The organism is Agrobacterium sp. CNPSo 3708 (assembly GCF_028674915.1).
Taxonomy (GTDB): Bacteria; Pseudomonadota; Alphaproteobacteria; order Rhizobiales; family Rhizobiaceae; genus Agrobacterium; species Agrobacterium cavarae.
Genome location: NZ_JAQZSF010000005.1, coordinates 124,028 through 147,411 on the forward strand (window position 1 = coordinate 124,028; position 23,384 = coordinate 147,411).

At 60.2% G+C, this 23,384-nt stretch carries 20 protein-coding genes; 6 read left to right on the forward strand and 14 right to left on the reverse strand.

Going from position 1 to position 23,384, the window contains the following annotated elements; translation table 11 throughout:
• Positions 1-88 precede the first annotated feature (88 nt).
• Positions 89-595: a hypothetical protein gene (locus PVA19_RS12510; protein ID WP_274102710.1), complete on the forward strand. Its 507-nt coding sequence runs from the start codon at positions 89-91 to the stop codon at positions 593-595.
• A 106-nt stretch (positions 596-701) separates the two neighbouring features.
• On the opposite strand, the gene PVA19_RS12515 is transcribed toward PVA19_RS12510, so the two are convergent.
• Positions 702-1,349 carry a TetR/AcrR family transcriptional regulator C-terminal domain-containing protein gene (locus PVA19_RS12515; RefSeq protein WP_274102712.1) on the reverse strand — a complete coding sequence of 216 codons (648 nt, stop codon included), beginning with the start codon at positions 1,347-1,349 and terminating at the stop codon, positions 702-704.
• Between the two features lie 85 nt (positions 1,350-1,434).
• Between PVA19_RS12515 and tet(30) the strand changes: the two genes are divergently transcribed.
• Positions 1,435-2,613: a tetracycline efflux MFS transporter Tet(30) gene (gene tet(30) / locus PVA19_RS12520; protein WP_274102714.1), complete on the forward strand. Its 1,179-nt coding sequence runs from the start codon at positions 1,435-1,437 to the stop codon at positions 2,611-2,613.
• A gap of 52 nt (positions 2,614-2,665) precedes the next feature.
• On the opposite strand, the gene PVA19_RS12525 is transcribed toward tet(30), so the two are convergent.
• The 8 genes from PVA19_RS12525 to PVA19_RS12560 form a co-directional block, all read right to left on the reverse strand.
• Entirely contained in the window at positions 2,666-3,874 is a 1,209-nt protein-coding gene (locus PVA19_RS12525) for an amidohydrolase family protein (protein WP_274102716.1), read from the reverse strand.
• A 65-nt stretch (positions 3,875-3,939) separates the two neighbouring features.
• Complete coding sequence (locus PVA19_RS12530; protein ID WP_274102718.1) at positions 3,940-4,917, reverse strand: ABC transporter ATP-binding protein; 978 nt, start codon at positions 4,915-4,917, stop codon at positions 3,940-3,942.
• Positions 4,914-5,912, reverse strand: a complete 999-nt coding sequence (locus PVA19_RS12535) for an ABC transporter ATP-binding protein (protein WP_144622316.1) — start codon at positions 5,910-5,912, stop codon at positions 4,914-4,916. Before PVA19_RS12535 ends, PVA19_RS12530 begins: the two co-directional genes overlap by 4 nt.
• Positions 5,909-7,414 carry an amidohydrolase family protein gene (locus PVA19_RS12540; protein ID WP_274102720.1) on the reverse strand — a complete coding sequence of 502 codons (1,506 nt, stop codon included), beginning with the start codon at positions 7,412-7,414 and terminating at the stop codon, positions 5,909-5,911. The genes PVA19_RS12535 and PVA19_RS12540 overlap by 4 nt, the downstream gene beginning before the upstream one ends.
• Positions 7,411-8,604 carry an amidohydrolase family protein gene (locus PVA19_RS12545; RefSeq protein WP_274102722.1) on the reverse strand — a complete coding sequence of 398 codons (1,194 nt, stop codon included), beginning with the start codon at positions 8,602-8,604 and terminating at the stop codon, positions 7,411-7,413. Before PVA19_RS12545 ends, PVA19_RS12540 begins: the two co-directional genes overlap by 4 nt.
• Positions 8,605-8,626: 22 nt before the next feature.
• Complete coding sequence (locus tag PVA19_RS12550; RefSeq protein WP_062442335.1) at positions 8,627-9,574, reverse strand: ABC transporter permease; 948 nt, start codon at positions 9,572-9,574, stop codon at positions 8,627-8,629.
• 13 nt (positions 9,575-9,587) lie between these two features.
• Positions 9,588-10,553 (reverse strand): ABC transporter permease, encoded by a 966-nt coding sequence (locus PVA19_RS12555; RefSeq protein ID WP_274102724.1) that lies wholly within the window; start codon positions 10,551-10,553, stop codon positions 9,588-9,590.
• Between the two features lie 73 nt (positions 10,554-10,626).
• Complete coding sequence (locus PVA19_RS12560) at positions 10,627-12,186, reverse strand: ABC transporter substrate-binding protein (protein WP_274102725.1); 1,560 nt, start codon at positions 12,184-12,186, stop codon at positions 10,627-10,629.
• Between the two features lie 248 nt (positions 12,187-12,434).
• Between PVA19_RS12560 and PVA19_RS12565 the strand changes: the two genes are divergently transcribed.
• The 4 genes from PVA19_RS12565 (at position 12,435) to PVA19_RS12580 (ending at position 17,275) form a co-directional block, all read left to right on the forward strand.
• Positions 12,435-13,124, forward strand: coding sequence for a GntR family transcriptional regulator (locus PVA19_RS12565; RefSeq protein ID WP_062426748.1), 690 nt, complete (start codon positions 12,435-12,437; stop codon positions 13,122-13,124).
• Positions 13,125-13,136: 12 nt separating this feature from the next.
• Positions 13,137-14,723, forward strand: coding sequence for a gamma-glutamyltransferase family protein (locus tag PVA19_RS12570; RefSeq protein ID WP_274102726.1), 1,587 nt, complete (start codon positions 13,137-13,139; stop codon positions 14,721-14,723).
• 7 nt (positions 14,724-14,730) lie between these two features.
• Positions 14,731-15,960: an amidohydrolase family protein gene (locus PVA19_RS12575; protein ID WP_274102932.1), complete on the forward strand. Its 1,230-nt coding sequence runs from the start codon at positions 14,731-14,733 to the stop codon at positions 15,958-15,960.
• 76 nt (positions 15,961-16,036) lie between these two features.
• Positions 16,037-17,275 carry a M24 family metallopeptidase gene (locus PVA19_RS12580; RefSeq protein ID WP_274102727.1) on the forward strand — a complete coding sequence of 413 codons (1,239 nt, stop codon included), beginning with the start codon at positions 16,037-16,039 and terminating at the stop codon, positions 17,273-17,275.
• Positions 17,276-17,289: 14 nt separating this feature from the next.
• Here PVA19_RS12580 and PVA19_RS12585 read toward each other — a convergent pair whose 3' ends face one another.
• The 5 genes from PVA19_RS12585 to PVA19_RS12605 are packed head-to-tail and all read right to left on the reverse strand — an operon-like array spanning position 17,290 to position 23,381.
• The gene (locus PVA19_RS12585) at positions 17,290-18,201 is read right to left on the reverse strand and encodes an ABC transporter permease (RefSeq protein ID WP_274102728.1); all 912 of its coding nucleotides are present in this window, start codon (positions 18,199-18,201) and stop codon (positions 17,290-17,292) included.
• Entirely contained in the window at positions 18,198-19,283 is a 1,086-nt protein-coding gene (locus tag PVA19_RS12590; protein ID WP_274102729.1) for an ABC transporter permease, read from the reverse strand. Before PVA19_RS12590 ends, PVA19_RS12585 begins: the two co-directional genes overlap by 4 nt.
• On the reverse strand, positions 19,280-20,866 hold the full coding sequence (locus PVA19_RS12595; protein ID WP_274102730.1) for an ABC transporter ATP-binding protein: 1,587 nt from the start codon (positions 20,864-20,866) through the stop codon (positions 19,280-19,282). The genes PVA19_RS12590 and PVA19_RS12595 overlap by 4 nt, the downstream gene beginning before the upstream one ends.
• Before the next feature lie 6 nt (positions 20,867-20,872).
• Positions 20,873-21,970 (reverse strand): BMP family ABC transporter substrate-binding protein, encoded by a 1,098-nt coding sequence (locus PVA19_RS12600; RefSeq protein WP_443111640.1) that lies wholly within the window; start codon positions 21,968-21,970, stop codon positions 20,873-20,875.
• 31 nt (positions 21,971-22,001) lie between these two features.
• Positions 22,002-23,381: an amidohydrolase gene (locus tag PVA19_RS12605; protein WP_274102732.1), complete on the reverse strand. Its 1,380-nt coding sequence runs from the start codon at positions 23,379-23,381 to the stop codon at positions 22,002-22,004.
• Between the last annotated feature and the right edge of the window lie 3 nt (positions 23,382-23,384).

The window sequence follows — 23,384 nt, forward strand, 5'->3', positions numbered from 1 at the left end:
CTTAACTCAAGCTGAACGGGATGGTTCAGGCTGGCGGTGGTGGGGCTTTGATAGAAAGGCGTCATTCCAATCACAAAGGAGACCAGACATGTCTATTACACCTGAACTCGAAACCAAGCACCACGACGACAACAACCACGTCCACCCGCATCCGAAGAAGCGGTCTGTGGCGGCCTTCGCGGTCGGCGCCATTGCCATTCTGGCCGTCGGCGTTGCCGGTGGTGCCGGCGCCATGAAGCTGACGCAGCCCAAAGCAGAGCTTGCGCCGATTGTCCCCGTCGCCATTTCCGCCATGCCGGATGACAGCCTGACCAGCATCAAGGGCAAGGTGGTCGAGATCTTTGGCAACAAGTTCATCATTCAGGATGAAAGTGGCCGTGCTCTCGTAGAAACGGGACGGGAGGGCAGGGGCGGTACCCTCGTCAACAAGGACGAAGTCGTTACCGTTCAGGGCCGCTTCGATGACGGCTTCCTTCACGGTAGCTACATCGTTCATGAAGATGGAAAGACCAACCCACTCGGCCCGGCCGGCAAGCCGCCGCGCGGCCCGGAAGGTGGTCCCCGTGGACCGGAAGGCGGTCCTCACAAGCCTTGATATTTGAGGTTCGCACCATAGCTGGAAAAACACACGGCCGCTCGGATACGAGGCGGCCGTGTCGTCATGGTTTGAGCGAGGCAGCGCTGGTGGATGAGAGCAGCGGCTAATTCGACTGCTTTCGCCGCAATGCGTCTTGCAGGCCCGAAACGAGATATCCAAGACCGCTCTCGAAGACGTCTTCCGTGTTGACCGTTCCAACCTGCCGAAAGGTTTCCAAGGCTTCGGTCAACAGAGGGAGGGGAGCAAGTTCTGCATCGAAGTCGACTTTGGCGCCGTTTTGCTCGATCCGTTCTCGCTCTTGCTCGCCCTGTTCTTCAAGAACATACCCCACCACATAGCGCGTCACGCAGATGGCGATGCCAAACGCCTCCTTGGTTGAAAAGCCCGCATCGACATAGAGCTGCAACACCTTTTCGGTATCGGCAAAATCGGTGACCGATGGCCGCGTGCCTGCGGTCAATCGCGCGCCATCACGCACGCTGAGCAGCGCCTTGCGGACGCTGCGGGCGTTGGAAAGCGTAAACGACACCCATTCCTGTCCAGGTTTTGGCACGCGGACGTCATGATAGCGCAGCAGCATTTCTGAATTGATCGCATCCAGCAGCTGAGACTTGTTGCGAAAATGCCAATAGAGCGCCGGCTGCTGAACGCCAAGCCGTTCTGCAAGCTTCCGGGTGGATAGCTTGTCTATCCCCACTTCATTCAACAGCAGCAAAGCCTCATCGATGATGCGCTCTCGTCCTATCGCCATGGAAAACACCTCTTGACTTATCAGCGATAAGGGAGCTTATCACTGATAAATTTATCGTTGATAAAGTCTATGAGGATATCTCTTCATGAACAAGGCTCTCATCGTCATTCTCTCCACCGTTGCGCTCGACGCGATTGGCGCCGGTCTGATCTTTCCCATCCTGCCGGGTCTGTTGCGCGAGGTGACGGGCGGAGACGACTTCGGCTTCCTGTACGGGCTCATGCTGTCTGTGTTTGCGATCATGCAATTCGTCTTCTCACCCGTTCTCGGCGCACTCAGCGATCGGTTCGGGCGGCGTCCCGTTTTGCTGCTCTCTCTTGCGGGCACACTCATCGATTATCTTGTCATGGGCCTTTCGCCGCTCGGCTGGGTGCTTGTTGTGGGAAGAGCGGTTGCGGGAATAACCAGCGCCAATATGGCCGTCGCGAGCGCCTACATAACCGATATTACGCCAGCCTCTCAGCGTGCGCAGCGGTTTGGCACAATCGGCGCGGTGATGAGCACGGGCTTCATCATCGGCCCGGTGATTGGCGGTGTCATGGGTGCCTGGTGGCTTCGCGCACCCTTCCTGGCGGCGGCGCTGTTCAATGGTCTCAATCTTCTCGTTGCGCTTTTCGCACTGCCGGAAAGCCGGTCGACGAGCCAAGACAGGTTCGAGCTGAAAGAACTCAACCCGTTGCGACCTCTGCTCTGGCTGTGGAATTTTAAAGACCTTCTGCCGCTTGTCACAGTCTTCGTAGTCTTCGGCCTGGTTGCGGCAATACCCGGGACGATATGGGTTCTTTACGGGGCCGAGCGGTTCGGTTGGGATTCCGTTCATCTCGGGCTGTCATTGTCGGTTTTCGGTGTCAGTGGCGCGCTCGCTCAAGCCTTTCTCGTTGGGCCGTTGTCGCGCCGCTTCGGCGATCTTGGCACGTTGATGATCGGCGTCGCCTTCGACATGCTCGCCTATATGCTGATGGCCTTCGCCACTCAAAGCTGGATGGGTTATGCCGTAGCGCCGCTCTTCGCACTCGGCGGTGTCGCGATGCCAGCGCTCCAGTCGCTTGCAACAAGCCGGGTGAGCGATGAGCAACAGGGTCAGTTGCAAGGGGTACTGGCGAGCCTGATGAGCCTCGCCGGTATCGTCGGACCCGTCCTCACCACTGCCTTGTTCTTCTCGACCAAGGCGAGCTGGATCGGTATCACATGGCTGGTGGGAGCCGGACTTTATCTGCTGGCGTCCCCGCTTTTCACGACGGTGAGAGCACCCAAGCGTGTCTAGGGCGAGTTGTCAGGTCGTCCCAGCCATGATCGTTGAAATGCGAGATCGACGATTAGCGCTTCACGCGACCGTTCTCGGCAACCAGACGCCCTTGTTTGAAGACCTTGTGACGCGTTGGGAAGGCAATCACAGCCTCAGGCACGTGGTCCGCCGCCAGAGAAACGAAGTCTGCCTTCGCGCCCACTTCGATGCCATATCCCTCAAGCCGCAAGGCTTTCGCACCCGCTGCTGTCACAATGTCGAATGCGGCTGCCAGTTCATCGTCGGTGTAGAAGCCTGATCTGTAGCCAATGATCTCGGCCCGGTGCAGCATATCGCCATCACCATAGGGCCACCAGGAATCGCGGATATTGTCGCTGCCGCTGAAAACGGTGACGCCCTCGCGGCGCAGCAGGGCGACCGGTGGGAAATTGTGGTTGCCGGGGGCATTGGTCATGATCGAGACGCCGCTTCGTGCGATCCGGGCTGCAATCTTCTTCGCCGCGTCGGGTGCGAGGTCGCCGAGACCGTAGGCATGACTGACGGCGACATGTCCTTGCATGCCGAGTGCGACGGTGCGGTCGCAAATTTCCTCGATGGTGAAAGCACCCATCGAACCTGCATCATGAAGATGGATGTCGATATCGACGCCGTGCTTCTCGGCCACGCCGAAGACCACGTCGAGATGGCCATTGACGTCGCGGTCGAAGCTTGCAGGATCAAGACCACCGACAAGGTCTGCGCCAAGGCCGATGGCCTCATCAAGAAGCTCAGGCGTGCCCGGGCTTTTCAGGATGCCGCTTTGTGGAAAGGCGACCAGCTGGATGTCGATCATGTCCTGATATTCCTCGCGCACAGCGAGGATGGTTTCCAAAGACTTTAGCCCAACCGAGCCATCGACCATGACGTGGCTGCGCATCTGGGTCGTGCCTTTGGAAATGCAAAGATCGAGTTGATTGCGCGCGCGTTCCGCCATCGGCTCGGCTTTCGCCATGTTCTCGGCCTGGAAGGCGACGCGCTCGTGCACATCAAAGCCATTGGTGCATGGGCGATGCGGCACCCACTTGCCGCCATAAAAGCTGGTATCGAGATGGATATGTCCTTCGACGAAGCCAGGAAGCAGCAGATCGCCGGAAAGGTCGATCGACGGGGGCGATGCCGCGCCGGGAGGCGTTGAACTCGCCGCTGTTTCAATGGCTGTGATCCGACCATGTTCCACGGTGATGTTGCGCAGTGAGCCGTCGGCCAGCTTGGCATTGGTGAAGATTGTTGTGGTGGTCATTGGGATTCCTTTTCGTATTCACTCTCGTGAGGCGCCAGCCTGCGCTTGCTCATCACGGCATGTGTTTATAGTGGCGCCAGGTGGCAGGCGATCTTGCCGCCGCCATCCCGGTTGCGGACCTCGGGGGCCACCTTGGTGCAGAGCTCTGTTGCGATGGGACAGCGCGGATGGAAGGCACAGCCCTTCGGCGGATCGAGCGGGCTTGGCGGTTCACCGCCCATCAGCGCACGATCACGATTGGGAGCTGCGACATCCGGGATCGTTTGCAGCAGAAGCCTCGTATAAGGGTGTTGCGGATTGGCGAAGAGCGCCTCGGTCTCTGCCTCCTCTACGATACGGCCGAGATACATCACCGCGATGCGGTCGGCCATGTGGCGGACGACTGCGAGATTGTGGCTGATGAAGAGATAGGTCAGGCCAAGCTCATCCTGTAACCTCCGCATGAGATTGAGAATTTGCGCCTGGACGGAGACATCGAGTGCCGAGGTCGGTTCGTCGCAGACGAGAAATTCGGGCTCGCTGGCTAGCGCTCTTGCAATCGATATGCGCTGTCTCTGTCCGCCGGAAAATTCATGCGGGAAACGATTGGCGTCGTCGGGCGACAGGCCGACGGTACGCAACAGTTCGGCCACGCGTGCGTCGATCGCTTGTCTGCCATCTCGCAATCCGAACACCTCGATCGGCTCGGCAATGATGCTGCCGACGCGCCAGCGCGGATTGAGGCTGGCGTGCGGATCCTGAAAGATCATCTGGGCTTCGAGCGGCTTGCCGCGGTTTGCGCCCTTTTCGGCTGGGGCAAAGACGATGGCACCTTCGCTGGGATCGTAAAGTCCCGTCACCAGCCTTGCGACTGTTGACTTGCCGCAACCGGATTCGCCGACGAGCGCGAGGCATTTTCCCTTCTGCACCGTGAATGTCACATCCTGCACGGCGCGAAGATAGCGCTTCGGCTTGCGGTCGATGACGCGGTTTAGCCATGGCGCGGAAACGTCGAAGACGCGCGTCAATTGATCCACTTCGAGCGCGTTGTCAGGGCTTCTCATGCGACGCCTCCATCGTGAATGAGGCAGGCGACGCTGCCGTGATCATTGCGTACCAGCGCCGGTTTGACCTCTCGGCAGCGGGAGCCGACATCCGGGCAGCGCGGATTGAAGGCGCAGCCTTCCGGAATGGCATTGAGGCGGGGCATGGCACCGTCAATTTGTGTCAATCGCTCGACGCGGGCGCCAAGGGCTGGAATGGAGCCCATCAAGCCACGCGTATAAGGGTGCTTCGGGTTGCGCAGCACCTCGTCCACCGGGCCAACCTCGATCACCCGCCCGGCATACATGACGGCCACGCGGTCGGCTGTCTCGGCAATCACGCCCATGTCGTGGGTGACGAGCATGACGCCGGCGCCTTTCTCGCGGCAAAGCTTGCGCAGCAAGGTGGTGATCTGTGCCTGAATGGACACGTCGAGCGCCGTTGTCGGCTCGTCGGCAATAATCAATTGCGGATCGCCAGCCAGTGCGAGCGCTATGACGACGCGCTGGCGCATGCCGCCGGAAAACTGATGCGGATAATGGTCGATACGCTCGTCTGCGCCCGGAATACCAACCTGTTTCAACAGGTCGATCGCGTGAGCGCGTGCTTCTGCGCGGCTGCGATCGGAGTGCAGGCGGATCGTCTCGGTCAATTGCTGCCCAACAGAGAAGAGCGGGTTGAGCGATGTGAGAGGGTCTTGAAAGATGGCGCCGACCATACGTCCGCGTACCATACTCATCTCAAGCTCGCTGAGAGTGTCGGTACGCGTTCCACCGATACGAATCTCGCCCGCCGCAATCCGGCCCGGCGGTTCGAGCAGGCCCAGCACCGCCATGCCGGTCATTGACTTGCCAGCGCCGGATTCACCAACGACGCCCAGGATTTCGCCACGCTCGACGGTGAGCGAAACATCGGACAGAGCAGTGAGAATGCCCTTGCGTGTCGGGAATTCGACGGACAGTCCTTTGACCTCCAGGGCCGGGATCGCGGCCGATGTCTGGTTGGGGGTGATCATCGCGATACCTCGCTGGCGTGATCCGGGAGCGGATAGCTCGGCGGGAAAATGTCTTCGACCGGCGGATGGCGGAATGTTCGTTCCGGATATTTGGCGACAAGCCCATCGAATTGGCGCTGCGCCTGCTCTCGTGCGGCGAAGAGATCGATACCCGCAACCGCGCCGTCGCGCATCGAAATCCGGCCATCGACGATGGTGGCGCGGGTGACACGACCGGTGGCTCCGTAAACAAGGGTCTGGATCGGGTCGATCCGTGGCGCGATCATGCTGTCGGCCATGTCGAAGACGGCGATGTCTGCCTTCGCGCCCGAAGAGATGCGGCCGAGATCACGGCGCTTCATCGCATCGGCGCCGGCAATGGTGGCGGCATCGTAGAAATCGGCGGCAGAACCGGCATCCCCGTGGCCCTCGGCAAGCCGGTTCATCATCAGACCGACCGACATGTTGAGAACCATATCGGGAGGGGCGGTATCGGTGCCCATGCCGATGCGGATCCCCATCGCCTTCAAGCGGGAGAAGGATTTGAGCGTCGAGCCATGGCGAGCCGAAACGAGTGGACAGTGAGCGACGGTCACGCCATGGTCGGCATAGCGTGCGAGATCGTCCTCCGTCGCGACGGTCGCATGCGGCGCGATCAGGCGAGGCGAAAGAAGGCTAAGGCGGTCCAGCCATTCAGGTGCCGTGACCCCATGCAGGCGGCGCATGGTTTGCAATTCCATCTCGCCCTGCGCCATATGCAGGCGAACAGGCATCTCCATATCATCGGCATGGGCGAAGGTCTGGCGGAGCAGCGTTTCGGTACAGGTTTCCACGCGGTCGGGCGCGAACATGCCGGAAATAAGGCCGTTGGCTCTGCCGTGAATGCGTTTGGCAAAAGACGCTGCTTCAGCCAACTCGACCAATCCCCGCTCTTCATCGAAGACAGGTTTCATGGCGCCGTTCTCATCAAGGATGACCCCACCGCTGCGATAGGCGGGACCGAGCCACACGCGGATGCCGAGGTCTTCGGCTGCATCTGCTGCTGCTTCGAACTCTGCGACGGTCTCGCCCCAGGCACGGTAAAACAGTGAGGCGATGGGAAGTGCTGAGGTAATGCCGTTCAAGAGAAGCTGCGCAAAGGCGTAGCGCTTCTGGAAGGCAAGTTCGGCCTGGCTATACATCTCATAGGCGCGGGGTGCGTAATCTGCGGCCCAGACGCGGCCCTTTTTCCAGCCGGGCTGGTTGTCCATGGCAAGTACGGTCGTATCGAGATCGGAAAGGGCGTCGAGATCGACAAAGCCCGGACCGATCAGAGCGTCGCCCATGTCATACCGAGCCGAAACGTCGCCCTCGAAAGCGCGCCCAACCCAGAGAATTGTGTCGTTCTCGATGACGATTTCGCCATCCGGAATAAGGCATCGTCCTTCCGGCAGATCGGCAACAACGAAGCGGGCCTTGAGCGCCCAGCGCCCTGACGGCCTCTTGCCAAGGGCAAGCATCGACCAGGATGACGGCGCGTTCATGGACGCTCCCTCAGGCTCTCGCCATCTCGCGCGACAACATTGCCAGCGGTAACCACAAGCTTGCGAGGTTGATGCGTGACGATCGCTTCGCCGACGGTCTCGCCTTCGACGATCACGACATCCCCGCGACCGCCAATCGTCAGCGAATGTTCTGCACGATCCATCGCGCTAGCACCGCCAGTGGTACAGACATCCAGCGCCCAGAGGAGCTCATCGTCGCGGCGCAGGTTATTCTTCATGCCGAGTAACATGGACCGCTCAAGCATGTCGCCATTGCCATAGGGTCCCCAGGTATCGCGAAAGCCATCGACACCTGCACCGAAGCGCACTCCGGCGGAGCGCAGGCGGCGCAGGGACGGCACTTCGCGGGAGGGCGGGGCTGTTGTCAGGATCGGCACGTCGAGTTCGGCGCAGGTGTCGATCAGCGCCTGCGTCAGGTTCCAGTCCGGATCGCCAAGGCAGAAGGCGTGGCTGACGGCGACCTTGCCTTGCATGCCGAGCGCACGGATACGCTCGAAGATCAGTTCCATCGAGAAAGCACCGAGTTCTCCGCTTTCATGCAGATGGATATCGATGCCCTTGGCGTGTTTCTCGGCAATGGCGAAGATCGTATCGAGATGAGCCTTCGGATCGCGATCCATGCCGCAGGGGTCGAGACCGCCGACGAGATCAGCCCCCATCGCCATGCCGGCATCGATCAATTCCGCTGTGCCGGGGCGGCGCATCAGTCCCGATTGGGGGAAGGCGACAATCTCGATTTCGACAATGCCGGCCAGCTGGCGGCGGGTCTCCATTACGCCTTCCAGGGCGATCAGTCCTTGGTCCGTGTCGATATCCACATGGCTGCGGATCAGCGTCGTGCCGTAGCCGACCGATTGCAGCGCCTGGCGCATGGACTGGACATGCGCGTCCAACCCATAGTCGCGCTTGACCTTGCGCTCATTGTCGATCTTGTCGATCAGACGCGGGCCGACTTCATTGACGTACCAGGGGTAGCCCAGCAGAGATTTGTCGAGATGGGTATGGGCATCGACAAGGCCCGGAATGGCGATACGTCCGCCGGCATCCTCGACAGGCAGGCCCGCTGCTTCAAGACCCTTCCCGATCTCGGCAATACGACCGTCGCGGATCAGGATATCGGCGGTGTCGCCGCCCATCGGTCTTGCGTTGGTAATCAGAAGATCGCTCATGTGAAAATGTCTCCGCACGGTTTCAGCGCAGTTTGGGATTAAGGGCGTCGCGCAGCCAGTCGCCGAGCACGTTGATCGAAACAACGAGCAGACAGAGCTGCAGTCCAGGAAAGAGCACGATCCACCAGAGCCCAGAGAAGAGATACTGGTTGCCGATGCGGATCAGCGTGCCGAGCGACGGTTGCTCGGGCGGCATGCCGACACCGAGGAAGGAGAGCGTCGCCTCGATGAGGATGCCGAGGCCGAAGTTCAATGTTGCCGTGACGAGCAGCGGCGTCGTGGTGTTGGGAAGAATATGCTTCAGCATGATCTTCCATTTCGACAGGCGGATCAGCCGGGCGGCCTGAACATATTCCTTGTTGCGCTCCACCATGGTTTGCGCGCGCACGGTACGGGCATATTGGACCCAAGCCGATAGCGAGATCGCAAGTACGATGACGCCGGAGGCGCCAGCTTCCCGCAGCGACGGCGGGAGCGCCTGTCTGGCGAGCGCGGAGACGAGGATGGCGATCAGCATCGTCGGCATGGAAAGGAGAACATCGCCCGTGCGCATCAGCAGACCGTCGGCCCATTTGCCGTGATAGCCGGCGACGAGGCCAAGCATCGTGCCGATGACGAGCGACACGAGAACCGAGCTTGCGCCGATGATGATCGAGGCACGCGAGCCATAGAGAATGGCCGAGAGCACATCACGGCCCTGCACGTCGGTGCCCAGAATGAAGGGCCATTGTCCCTCCGGCATCCAGATCGGTGGGATCTCTGCATTCAGCAGATCGAGCGACGCGAGATCATAGGGGTTCTGCACCGTGATCAGCGGAGAGAAGAAGGCCGTGCAGATGAGGATCAGAAGCAGGATGGCTGCAGCAATCGCAGAAGGATGTCGCTTGAAGCTCCACCACAGATCGGATTGGAGAGCTCTCGACAGGCGAGATGGACGGGAAACGGTGGCGGTCTGTTCGATGGCGGTCATGATGGTCTCCCGGTCATGCTGCACGCAGACGTGGATCGATGACCGCGTAGGCGATGTCCACGAACGTGTTCAGCGTGACGAAGATGAAGGATACGATGCAGAGATAGGCCGCCATGACGGGGATATCGACGAAGGTCACGGACTGCATGAAGAGCATGCCCATTCCGGGCCATTGAAAGACAGTTTCGGTGACGAGCGCAAAGGCAATGAGATTGCCGACCTGCATGGCCGTCAGCGTGACCACGGGCATCAGACAGTTCTTCAACGCATGGCGAAACCAGAGTGCGCGTCTTTTGACGCCGCGGGCCCGGGCGAACTTGATGAAATCGGTCCGCAGCGTTTCCAGCATTTCGGCACGCACCAGACGCATCACCAGGGTGATCTGGAAGAGCGACAGCGACAGTGCCGGCAAGACGATGGCCGCGCGTCCCGAGGGGGTCAGAAGGCCGGTGGACCACCAGCCGATGCGCACCACATCGCCGCGACCGTAACCCGGCAACCAGCCGAGGGTAACGGAAAAGGTGAGGATCAGCAGGATGCCCACCAGAAAGCTTGGCAGGGAAACGCCGACGATCGATGAGAACTGCAAGGCCTCGGCCCACCAGCGCCCGCGACCGATGGCGGTAAAGACGCCAAGCGGAATGCCGATGGCAAGCGACAGGAAGGTGGCGATGAGCACCAGTTCGAACGTGGCCGGGAAACGCTCTGCGATCAGCGTCAGCACGGATTGCTGGTTGCGCCAGGACAGGCCGAATTCGCCCTGCGCTGCGTTGGTGACGAAGCGGACATATTGAACGAGAAATCCGTCATTGAGACCGAGCCTGGCGCGCAGCTCGTCGCGTTCGACCCGGGTGGCGCTTTCATTGACCATGATCTCCACCGGATCGCCAAGGAAACGGAAGATGAGGAAGGCGAAGAAAGCAACTGTGAGCATCACGAGAACGGCATTGCCGATCCGCTTGATGAGGAAGGCGAGCATGACACCCTGTCCTTTGTCGGAAGAAAGAAAGCTGGCCCCCGCGACGGCTTTGCGCGGCGAGGGCCGTGCGCTGTTACATTTTCACCAGCCAGAGGCGTGGAAGGTTATCCGAGAAGAGCGGGAAATCCTTGACTTTCGCGCTGGTTGCCCAGGCCAGCGGCTGCTGGTGCAACGGGATCATCAGGGCATGGTCCTTGGCAATCTTCAGGGCGTCGGCCGAAAGGGCCAGGCGCTTAGTCCGGTCCAGTTCCACAGCCGAGGCTTCCGTCACCTTGTCGAACTCCTTGTCGGACCATCCACCCCAGTTGAAGATGCCGAAGGAACCTTCCTTGGTGTGGAGAACCTGCGAGGTGAGGCTGTAGGCATCGAGCATCGGAAGCGTTGCCCAACCGAGCGTGTAGACATCGACCTTGCCGGACGAGCGCTTCGGTGTCTGCACGGCGCGAGGCCCCTGGTCGAGCTTTGGCTTGAGACCGACGCGTGACCACATGGAGGCAACCGCCTGACAGACCTGCTCTTCATTCACCAGCGTGTCGGAGCAGTTGAAATCGAATTCGAAGCCTTCTGCACCGGCTTCCTTCAGAAGGGCCTTGGCCTTTTCTGGATCAGCCTTGACCGGCGTGTCGAGTGCCGCGTCATAGCCGGGGATCTGCGGCGCGACCAATGTGCCGGCGTTGCGCGACTTGCCGCGCATGACGCGTTTTTGGATGAGGTCCAGATCGATTGCAAGCTGCATGGCTTGGCGGACGCGCAGATCCTTCATCGGGTTCGGGGCGCCGGACAGCAGAGTGTCGCGCTGGCTGAAGCCGATCATCACGGTGCGAAGATCAGTGCCTTCCAGAAGCTTCACCTGCGAGGCGGCTGCTTCCAAGCGTGGCAGGTCCTGGACCGGCGCCTGATCGGTAAAATCGATATCGCCGGAGAGCAGTGCTGCGACACGGGTTGCGCTGGAGGCAATCGGCGTCAATTCGATCCGGTCGATATTGTGCTCAGGCTTGTCCCACCAGCCGTCATATTTCACGAAGACCGTCTTGGCGTCGGGCTGCCGGCTTTCGACCTTGAACGGGCCTGTGCCATTTTCATTGTAGGTCGCGTAACCTTCGGTGCCGGAGCCGACATCCGTCGGCGCTTCCGCCTTGTTGTCCTTCAGCCATTTGGCGTTGAAGATGTAGATGGTTGTCAGGTCGTTCAGGAGCAGCGGGTAGTTGGCCGTGACATCGATCTCGATTGTGTGTGGATCAATGACGCGCGACCCTTTGTAGGCCGGAATGTTGCCGCGCAGTGGCGACTTCGGGTCGGTAGCGCGCAAAAGCGAAGCCTGGACATCGTCAGCGGTGAACTCGGCGCCGTTGTGGAATTTGACGCCCTCACGAAGTTTGAAACGCCATGTGGTGGGCGAGATGATTTCGTATGAGGTGGCAAGCGCCGGTTCCAGCGTAAGATCGCGGTTGTAGCGCATCAAGCCTTCATAGGCGTGATTGAGCACGCCGAGCGCGAAACTGTCTCCATAGGAGTATGGGTCGAGGGAGCTGATGTCTCGCGAAGCGCCCCATTTTAGCGTGTTGGCCATGGCGGGCATGGTGAGCGAAAGAAGCGCCAATCCAGTCCCGAACAGTATGCGTTTGCTTATCATTATGATCCCCTTTTATTGAATGCAATCCGCGCAAAATTACGCTTGGTATTGCATGCGATTTTCTCAAGTGCGGCCGAGTTTGGCGACATCAAGCATGTCGAGAGGCCGTTCTAGGCGGCTTTTGAGGGAGCCTAGGCAACTTCGTATGCAATATCAAGTCAAAAATTGTATGCAATAAAATCGACTGGTTAAAATACAAATTCTGTGCAATATGCCTCTAAAATGTATACGAACAGGATCTCGCAGCGATGTCCACCAATCTGACCAGAAGCGATGCGATCTACGCCTCGCTCCGTCGCGCCATTCTCGAGCAGGCGTTGAAGCCAGGCACCAAGCTGCCGGAAGATTCGATTGGCGATACCTTCGGCGTCAGCCGCACGAGCGCGCGCAACGCCCTTGTCCGGCTGTCTTCGGATGGGCTTGTCGAGATCAAACCGAACCGCGGCGCTGCCGTCGCCATGCCGACGCTGGAGGAGGCGGTGGAAGTCTTTGCGCTTCGACGGTGCCTGGAGCGAGAGGTGATCGACAGGCTCTGCAAGCGTATGCCGAAGGATGGCATCGATGCCTTGGTCAGCCATGTGCGTGAAGAAGAGCGAGCCTTGCGGGCATCCTCGCCGCGGTCCATCCGATTGGCTGGCGAGTTTCACATTCTGCTGGCGGAACTCACCGGCTCGAAGCTCTTGATCGAATTCATCATCCAGGTCGTCTCCCGGTCTTCTCTCATCCTTGCGCGTTTCGGCAGGCCGCACTCGGCCGAATGCGGTATCGACGAGCACATTCAACTGATCGAGGCGCTGAAAAACCTCGACGTGAAAGCTGCGACCGACATCATGGATCATCATCTGCATGCGGTTGAAGATCGCGCGAAGGCGGATGACGAGGATGACGGTCCGGATATCAGCGAGATCCTCAGCCGTTACATCTCGGCCTCCGAGTAAGGGCTGTACGGAATGGCGACGAACGAGAACACTCTTTTGCCGCAGAGCACGCATGCCGCGAGATCGCGTCATGGCATGGTCACGACGCCGCATCGCGCGGCAAGCGAAGCCGGTGCCAAGGTGTTGCGGCGGGGCGGCACGGCGATTGAGGCCATGATTGCGGCGGGGGCGGCACTGACGGTTCTCTATCCGCATTTTTGCGGGCTGGGCGGAGATGCCATCTGGATCGTGGCCGATAGCCAAGGGCGACGCGACGCGATCATGGGGATCGGGCAAGCGGCTGAGGCGCTGCCGAAGCTCGATGTTATCCCGACCCGTGGCCCGCTCTCCACCTTGACGACCGCGGCACTGGTCGACAGTTGGGGTAAGGCGCTTGACTATTCTCGTACCCATTGGGGTGGCAGCGAAAGCTTTGCCAGCCTGCTTGGAGATGCCATAGAATTTGCGGCGGGCGGCTTTCCCGTCAGCCAGTCGCAGGCGCATTGGCATGCGTTTCGCAAAGACGAGATCGATGGATGGCCGGGCGTTTCCCGGTTCTTCGTGAAGGAAGGTGTCCAGCATCAGCGGCAATTGGCCGCTGTTCTGGAAGAGATCGCCCTTCATGGCTACAGGACATTTTACGAGGGAGACGTGGCTGACCGGATTGCAAGCGGGCTTGAGGCCGCCGGAAGCCCGATCAGAAAGCGCGATCTGGAAAAGACATTCGCGACACTGGCCGCGCCCCTGTCGCTCGCCTATCGCGATGTCGAGCTTCTGGCCCCACCGCCGCCCAGCCAGGGCGTTACGACCCTATCGATCATGGGCATCCTGTCGAACTTCGCAATGCAGGACATCGCTCCGGATACGTCGCAGTTCTATCACCTTTGCGCGGAAGCCATCAAACAGGCCTTTCTGGAGCGGGGCGGTATCGCCGATCCGGCGTTTATCGAGCAGGATTGCGCCGCCTGGCTGGGGCAGGATTTCCTCGCGACCAAGGCCCGGAAGATCGATCGCAATGTCGCCCTGCCTTGGCCTGCACCCTTCCGCAACGGCGACACGGTCTTTCTTGCGGCGACGGATGCGCAAGGCCGGTCCGCCAGCGTGCTGCAAAGCACCTATTACGATTGGGGCAGCGGCGTGCTGCTGGAGAATACCGGTATCCTCTGGCAGAACCGCGGCGCGGCATTCAGCACAGACCCCAAGAGCCCCAATGTGATCGCACCGGGCAAGCGGCCCTTTTACACGCTCAATCCCGGTATCGCGTTGCGCGATGGCAAACCGGCAATCCTCTACGGCACGCAAGGTGCTGATGGTCAGCCGCAGACGCTGACACTGCTCCTCAGCCGATTAATTGACCACGGCTTTGATCCGGTTTCGGCATTGTCGGCGCCGCGCTTTCTTCTTGGGCGCACCTTTTCCGACAGCCGGGACAATCTCAAGATCGAGCAATCCGTCGGCTCGGACGTGATCGATACGCTTTCAAGCTACGGCCATAGTGTCGTCGCCATTCCAGAACTCAGCGCGCTTGCGGGTCAGGCAGGGGTCATCAAGATCGGTGAGGATGGGTGGATCGATGGTGCGCATGATCCTCGCAGCGACGGTTGCGCAGTCGGAGTATAACCACGACATGCGGACCGATTTCCTACTGCGAAACGTTCAGACGAACACCCAGCCCGGGGCCATCGATATCGCGATTCGCGACGGGCTGATCGTCGACATGCGCCATGGCATTCGTTGCGACGCCGTCGAGGAGGAGGATTTCGACGGTCGATTTGCTTTTTCCGGCTTCGCAGATAGTCACGTCCATCTGGACAAGGCCTGCATTCTGGAGCGCTGCACGATATGTGAAGGCACTTTGGAGGAGGCCGTGCGGGAAACGGCGAAAGCCAAGGCGGACTTTACGCAGGAGGATGTGTTCGAGCGCGCAAGCTCCGTCGTGCGCCAAGCCATCATGCATGGCACGAACCGCATGCGAACCTTTGTCGAGATCGACCCACGCGCGGGGATGCGGTCATTCGAGGCGATCAAGCGGGTACGCGAACGCTATGCCTACGCCATCGATATCCAGATTTGCGCTTTCGCGCAGGAAGGATTGACGCAGGAGCCCGAGACGGAAGCCATGCTCGATGAAGCACTTCGCACCGGCGCGGATCTCGTTGGCGGATGTCCCTATACTGATCCTCGCCCGGAAGAGCATGTGCGTCGCATCTTCGATCTCGCAAGAAAGCATGACGTCGATGTCGACTTCCATCTGGATTTCAGCCTCAACCCCGCCAAGACGGATCTTCCGGCGGTGATTGCCGCAACCAAGGCCAACGCCTATGGAGGCCGCGTCACGATCGGGCATGTCACTAATCTCTCCGCTCTTGCTCCTGAGGATCGGTCACATATAGCTCGACAAATTGCCGAGGCCGGCATCGCGCTGGTCGTCCTGCCGGCGACGGATCTTTTTCTCATGGGGCGGGGGCAAACGACAAATATTCCGCGTGGTATCACCCCGGCTCATCTCCTTTCGGCAGATGGCGTCCGCACCGCGGTAGCCACCAATAATGTGCTCAACCCATTCACGCCTTTCGGCGATGCCTCGCTTGTGCGGATGGCCAATCTCTATGCCAATGTGATGCAGCTTTCGCGGGATGACGATATCGATCAGGTCTTCGCCATGGTCAGCTCTAGGGCAGCTTCTATTATGGGCGTGGATCATCAATTACGGATTGGGGGTCCCGCCGATATCGTCATTCTGGACGCTGACGATCCTCGCCATGCTGTCCGCTCTGTGGCGCCTGCGATTGCGGGCTGGAAGGCAGGACGAAGAACCTTCGTTCGTCCAAAGCCCATCATTTTCGACCCGGCATAAGCCGAGCAATCGTAAATCCAACTGGCGGCATCCACCGGCCTCGGCTAAACCGAATTGCGTGTTCGTGGAGGCAGCGTTGAGCGATTTGGACAGGATACGGGCGGAGCGGCTGACGCGCGAAGCCGGCCTTGATGCATTGGTTCTTTTCCAGCCGGAAGCGTTTCTATACGCGATCGGGGCGCCCGCGGGTGTCGCCACCATGTGGGGCAGGGCGGGGGCTGCGATTGCGCTGGTTCCAAGTGATGCACAGCAGTCGCTTGCGGCGATCGTCAGCGATCATGCGGCACCCGTGGTACTGCAGCGGGCTCCAGACGTTGACGTCCGCACACATCGCATCTGGATCGATGGGGTCGATCTGTCGGGCGTCAACGGCATTTCCGGCATCGATGGCGCGTATCGAGGTTCAGGCGTTGGAGGGCCAAGACCGGAAACCTTCGATCGGTCTGCGTGCTTCCATCTCTTGGCCGATCTGTTGGAGGAGAAGGGTCTCCGCCATGCGAGGATCGGGGTCGATCTCGAATTCATGCCCGCTGCCGATTTCGAGGCTTTGAAAACGTCTATTCCCTCGGTTCGGTGGGTTGACGGCTCCCTTGTGTTGAGGCGCCTGCGCGCCATAAAGACGCCCCGTGAAATCGAACGACTCCGGCGCGCAGCCATGGCAGCGGAGGCTGGGCTCACGCGCATGATGGAAGCCGTCTCGCTGGGAACTTCGGTCGCAAACCTCTCGGCTGCGTGGAAAGCGGGCGCGCAGGAAGCGGCGTCCATAGGTGGCTTCTCGTTGAGTGGACATTGGGATTACATCTCTGTCGGGCCGGACCTGTCGAATAGCGCTGCGAAGGTGACGCCGGGCGCGTTGATCAAGGCCGATGTCGGCACCCTCGTTGATGGATATTCGTCCGATGGCGCGCGCACCGTAACCTATGGTCCGGCATCGCCATTGGCGGACGATATCTTTAAGGCGTTTGAGACAGCATTTCACGCGGGGCTGGATGAGATCACCCCTGGCAAGACCTTCGGCGCGGTCCATGGCGCCATGCTCCGCTCAATGCGGCGCGATGGCTTCGACGAATATTATCGCGGACATTTCGGTCACTCCGTCGGTGGCGGTCTGGGTATTGAAGAATGGCCGTTCTTTTCCTCAGGCAATCCGGAGATCATCGAGGCGGATATGGTCGTCGCATTGGAAGCGCCCTTTTACGGCCAGAATTTTGGAGCGCTGATGATCGAGGATCAGTTTTTGGTCACGCCGAACGGCACGCAATGCATGAACAGCCTGCCGAGAGGTCTACGCGATCTTGCCAAAGGCAGTGTCTGAGCTGGGCGCTCAGACTATCGCTCGAAAGGCTCCCCAAGCGAGGCAACACCGTTCAGCTTCAACAACCGCTTGTTGGCGGAAATGATGCCGAGCACGATGATGGTGACGAGATAGGGCAGGCTGGAGAGGAACTGCGACGGCAGTTCCACACCGGTTGCCTGTGCCGCAAGGCTCATCAGCGACACTGCGCCGAACAGGCATGCTCCGAGGAAGATGCGTCCCGTCAGCCATGTGCCGAAGACAACGAGCGCGATCGCGATCCAGCCGCGTCCGGCAATCATGCCGTCCGCCCAAAGCGGCGTGTAGACCACAGAGGCATAGGCGCCGGCAAAGCCGGCCAGAAGACCGCCGAATGCGATCGCCGCGACCCGCACGCCAATGACCGAATAGCCGATCGCATGTGCGGCTTTCGGATTTTCCCCAACCGCGCGGATCACGAGTCCTGTCTTGCTGAAAGCAAATCCCGCCCAGATGGCAAGTGTCAGGAAAAGCGACAGCCAGACGACGATATCCTGAACGAAAAGCCCGCCAATGACGGGAAGATCGGACAGACCGGGAATGGCAAGTTTCGGCAGTCCCCTGACCGTCAGGCTCTCATAAGTCTTGCCGAAGAGCGCTGAGAGGCCTTGGCCCAGAATGCCGATGGCAAGGCCGGTTGCGACCTGGTTGGCGCGGAAGCCAAGCGCAACCAGTGCGAAGATGAGGGACAGCAACACGCTGGCAAAGCCCGCCGCCATGAAAGCCAGCATGTGACCACCACCGTGATAGACGACGATAAAGGCGATGACGGCGCCAAGTGCCATCAAACCCTCGACGCCGAGATTAAGGACGCCTGCGCGTTCGACAACGAGTTCGCCCAGCGCGGCCAGCAAAAAGGGCGTTGCCGCCGCCAGCATGCCGGAGAGGATGAAATCGACCGCGTTCATGCCACTTTCCGATCTGCAGTTTTCGGCCATTCGAGGCGGTAGCGGACGAAGGCGACCGCGATGAGATAGGTGACGAGCAGGCTCCCCTGGAAGACGCGCACCGCGGCAATCGGCAGTTCGGCGGAGACCATGGCATTGTCGCCGCCAATATAGATCACCGCCATGACGAGCGACGACAGGATGATGCCGATCGGATGCAGTCCGCCGAGATAGGCGACGATGATGGCCGCATAGCCGTAGCCGGTGGAAATCGAGCGTTGCAACTGGCCGATCGGGCCTGCCACTTCTGCCGCTCCCGCAAGACCCGCTGCAAAGCCGCCAATCAGCAGCGAGAGCCAGATGGCGCGGCCCTGACTGAAGCCGGCATAGTCTGCCGCGCGCGGGGCAAGGCCGCCGACCTGCAGCTTGTAGCCGAGAAAGCTCTTCTGCATGAAGACATAAGCGGCCAGTGAAAAGAGGATGGTGAGCGGAAAGGACCAGTTGACGCGCGTGCCCTCGATCAGGGTCGGGACCATGGCGTCATATTGAAACATCACCGATTGCGGGAAGTTGAAGCCGTTTGGATCCTTCCATGGGCCAAGCAGCAGATAGTTGAGTACCTGTGCGGCAACCAGGCTCAGCATCAGGGACACGAGAATTTCGTTGGCGTTCAGCCGCACCCGCCAGAAAGCGGTAATCGCGGCCCAGAGCGCGCCGCCGATGGCGCCGCAGACAAGCATCGCCGGCCAGATCCAGCCGCCGGTCGCTTCCGGATAATAGATGGGGATTGCGGAGGCGAAGATCGCGCCGAGAATGAACTGTCCTTCGGCGCCGATATTGAAGACCTTGGCGCGAAAGCCGATGGCAAGTCCCTGCGCGATCACGAGCAGCGGTCCCATTTTCAAAAGCACTTCGGAGAAGGCTGACCAGGAGAGGAACGGCTCCAGCAGCATGGCGTAGAACACCGCAGCGGGGCTTTTGCCCATGACGGCGTAAAGCGCGAGATTGATGAGCGTGGCAACCCCGAGCGCCGCAAGCGGCGCCAGTATGGTCGCCTTCAGCGAGGCACGTTCGCGCCGAACGAAATGAGGGAAGGCGCTCATGCGGACAGCTTTCCAGCAGCGGGGTTTTCGGAAGGAGTGGCAGCGTCGGCGCCAATCATAAAGCGGCCGACATCTTCGACACGCGTTTCGGACGTCACGAGGGACGGGCTGAGCGTACCGGCATTCAGCACCTGAATGCGGTCGCAGATTTCGAAGAGCTCTTCGATTTCCTCGGAGATAACGAGGATCGCCATGCCGGCATTGCGCAATGCGATCAGTCTTTGCCGGATCGCCATGGCGGCACCGATATCCACGCCCCACGTTGGCTGGGCGACGAAGAGCAATTTCGGCCCCAGCATGATCTCACGGCCAACGATAAATTTCTGCAGATTGCCGCCTGAAAGCGCGCCGGCCTCTGCGTCTGGTCCAGGTGTCCGCACATCGAAATCGCGAATGCAGGCCTCAGCGAACGTCTTGGCACCGCTGTGGTCGATCAGACCGTGCTTCAGCAGGCCGAGCGGATGGGCGGTCAGGAGACCGTTCAAGGTGAGCGAAAGCTCTGGCACCGCACCACGGCCAAGACGATCTTCCGGCACGAAGGCAAAGTCAAGTTTGCGACGGGCAGCGGCATCGAGGCGACCGACATCCTCTCCCATCATGAAGATGCGGTCCTTCGCTTCACGACCCAGCCGCGTTTCGCCCGAAATGATAGACGAGAGTTCCGCTTGTCCGTTCCCAGAAATGCCGGCAAGCCCGACAATTTCTCCCGCTTTCACCTCCAGCGTGACGCGCTTCAGCGGCACAGCAAAGGGATCGTCCGGCTCATAGTCGAGGCCGATCAGTTCGAGGCGCTTTTCGCCGGTCGCCACAACCGTCGGAGCCTTGATCTCCGGCATGTCGCGCCCGATCATCATACGGGCAAGATCATGGGCATCGTGCTCACGCGGATCCACGTGGCCGGTCACTTTTCCGCCGCGCAAGATGGTGGCGCGGTCGCAGATCGCCCGGATTTCTTCAAGCTTGTGGGAAATGAAGAGGATGGAGACGCCGCGATCTCGTAGGCGCTTCAACGTCTCGAAAAGCTTCTCGACCGATTGCGGCGGCAGCACCGAGGTCGGTTCGTCGAGGATGATGAGCTTGGGGTCGGTCATCAGGCAGCGGATGATCTCGACCCGCTGTCGCTCGCCGACCGAGAGCGCATGGACATGGGCAAGCGGATCGACCTCAAGGCCGAAGTCGCGTCCCAATGAGCGCACCCGCTCGACAAGATCACTCTTCTTTCCTGGTACGACGAGCGAGATGTTCTCGACGACCGTCAGCGTCTCGAAAAGGGAGAAATGCTGAAAGACCATGCCGATGCCCTGGCGGCGGGCCTCGGCAGGCGAAGCAAGCCGGATCGGCTCGCCTCGCCAGGTTACAGTGCCCTCATCCGGCGTTTCCACACCATAGATCAGCTTCATCAGCGTGGATTTGCCCGCGCCGTTTTCGCCGAGAATGGCGTGGATCGAATGGTCCGCCACGTCCAGATCGATCGCCTGATTGGCGCGGATCTGGCCGTAGCTTTTCGACAGGCCACGCAGCGAAAGCAGGGGTGCCTTTCCCCGTTCACTGTCTGCCGATGCGGGCAGGGTCGTCTCAGCCATGAGGGATCACTTCGGCAGAGGCGTGGTGACGCCCTTGACGTGCCAATCCATGGCCATGATCTCCTTGTCCGTCAGCGTCTTGCCGGCTGCGACGCCTTCCGAGCCATCCGCCTTGGTGATGGGGCCGGTAAAGGGCGAGAAGCTGCCATCGGCGATTTTCGCTTCGGTCTCGTTGATTTTCGTCATGGTGTCGGCCGGAACGCTGGGGTTCCAGTCCACGACCTTGACCACTTCGTCCGACATGCCGAGGAAGGCATTCGCGCCCTTGAAAGTGCCGTCCATGTGCGCCTTAACCTGCGCCAGAAAGTAGGGGGACCAGTCGGTCGCAACGCAGCCGAGATAGGTCTTCTGCGCGTAGCTCTTCATCGAGGAGTTGAGGTTAAAGGCATAGACGCCGGCTTCCTCGCAGGCGGAGATGACGGATGGTGTGTCCTGTGCGTTGGAGAAGATCACATCGCAACCTTGCGACATCAGCGCCTTGGCGGCTTCCTGTTCCTTTGCTGGATCGAACCAGGAGTTCACCCAGACAACGGAAACTTCGATATCTGGTTTGACGGCCTGGGCACCCAGCGTAAACGCATTGATGGAGGTGATGAGTTCGGGGATGGCGAAGGCCGAGACCGAGCCGAGCTTGCCAGATTTCGTCAGCGCGGCAGCCGCCATGCCCATCAGATAGGTGCCTTGGAAATATTTGGCGGCGAAGGGCGAGAAGTTCGGCGCGACCTGAAAGCCGGACGCGTGCAGCACGCTGACGTCCTTGTTGCGACGAGCGATCTGCAGCGCACCGTTCTGATAGCCGAAGGAGCCGGCAATCAGGAACTTGTTTCCGTCGGCAACGGTCTTGGTCATGATACGGTCGGCATCGGGACCTTCCGGAATGTTTTCCAGAATGGTGATTTTCACCTTGTCGCCATAGGCCGCTTTGACCGGCTCAAGACCGGCGGCGAGCGCATGGCCCCAGCCCACGTCGCCAATGGGCGAAGGCACGACGAGTGCGATGCCGAGCGGCTTATCAGCTGCAAGTGTGGCACGCGCGCCAACGGCGCTGGCAAGACCGGTGAGTGCGACGCCCTTCAGCAGCGTGCGGCGATTGAGTGCGTTGATCATGCTGGTTCCCCTTGTCGGTTGTGTTGTTTCAGAAATCGATGGTGGCGAGCGCCGCTTCTGCGTCGGCGAAAAGTTTTCCTTCATCCAGGCCGGTAAACTCGCCCTTCGCCCACACCACACGGCCATTGATCATGGTCATGTCCGTCGGCGCGCCGATGCCGACCTTGGCGATCAGGCTCAAGGGATCATGTCGGGTGCCGACATAATCCATGCGGCGGGTATCGATGGCAAAAAGATCGGCTGCCATGCCCGGCGCAAGCCGACCGATGTCGGTGCGGCCCAGAAGCTGCGCCCCGCCTGTGGTCGCATAGCTGAGGAAGTCTGCTGGTGCAGGCACAGGATGAGCGCGTGTCGAGGCCGCCAGGCATTGCAGCATATAGGCGGAATGGATGCAGTGCATGAGATTGGAATTATCGTTGGAGGCAGCGCCATCGCAACCGAGACCAACCGGCACACCAAAGGCGTTCATGGCCGGGATGTCGGTCACTTCCGCGCCGACCAGATAGACCGGCTCGGGGCAATGGGCCACGCCCGTTCCTGAAGCCGCCATGGTGCGCAACTCGTCGTGGGTCAGTTCCCAGCAATGGGCGTAGAAGGTGTCCGGTCCGGCAAAACCCATCTCGTGTAGATAATCGACAGTGCGCAGCCCGTGGCGGGCAAGGATCACGTCGCTCTCACCCTCACCGACATGGGTGTGGAGCCGTACGCCCTTGTCGCGCGCAAGACGAACAGACTCCACGAAGGTCTCGCGATAGCTGTTGACGGGCTGGCAGGGTGCGACCACCACCTGGCGCACGCTGAAGGGCGAGGTGTCGTGATAGGTCTCGATCAGACGGGCGCAGTCGGCGATGAATTCGTCCGTCGTCTCGCGCATCTCGTCGGGTATGGTCGACCCTTCCGACTTGGGTAGCGAGTTCCCACCGCGACTGGCGTGGAAGCGCATGCCAAACAAATCGGCGGCCTCGAATTGCCGGTCGATCAGCCTTTTACCGGCATGACGCGGGAAATTATACTGATGATCGAAGGCCGTGGTGCAGCCGTGCTTGATCATCTCGGCCATGGCGGTGACGGAGGAATGATAAAAGCAGTCCTCCGTCAGCCGCGAGAAGATCGGGTAGATGCGATCGAGCCACTCGATCACCGAAAGCTTCGTCCAGTCGAGATCGGCGCGGTTGCGCACGAAGCACTGGAAGAAATGGTGGTGCGTGTTGACGAGCCCCGGATAAACGAACCAGCCGCTGGCATCGGTGATTTCCGTGCCCTCTGGGATTGGTCCGCTCGCAAGATCCTCGCCGATGGCCTTGATTGCGGGACCGTCCGTCAGGAGATCGACATTTCGGCGCACGGACATGCCGGTGCCGTCATTGACGATCACAGCAGCACAGTTTTTTAAAAGATGTCCGGCCATGCG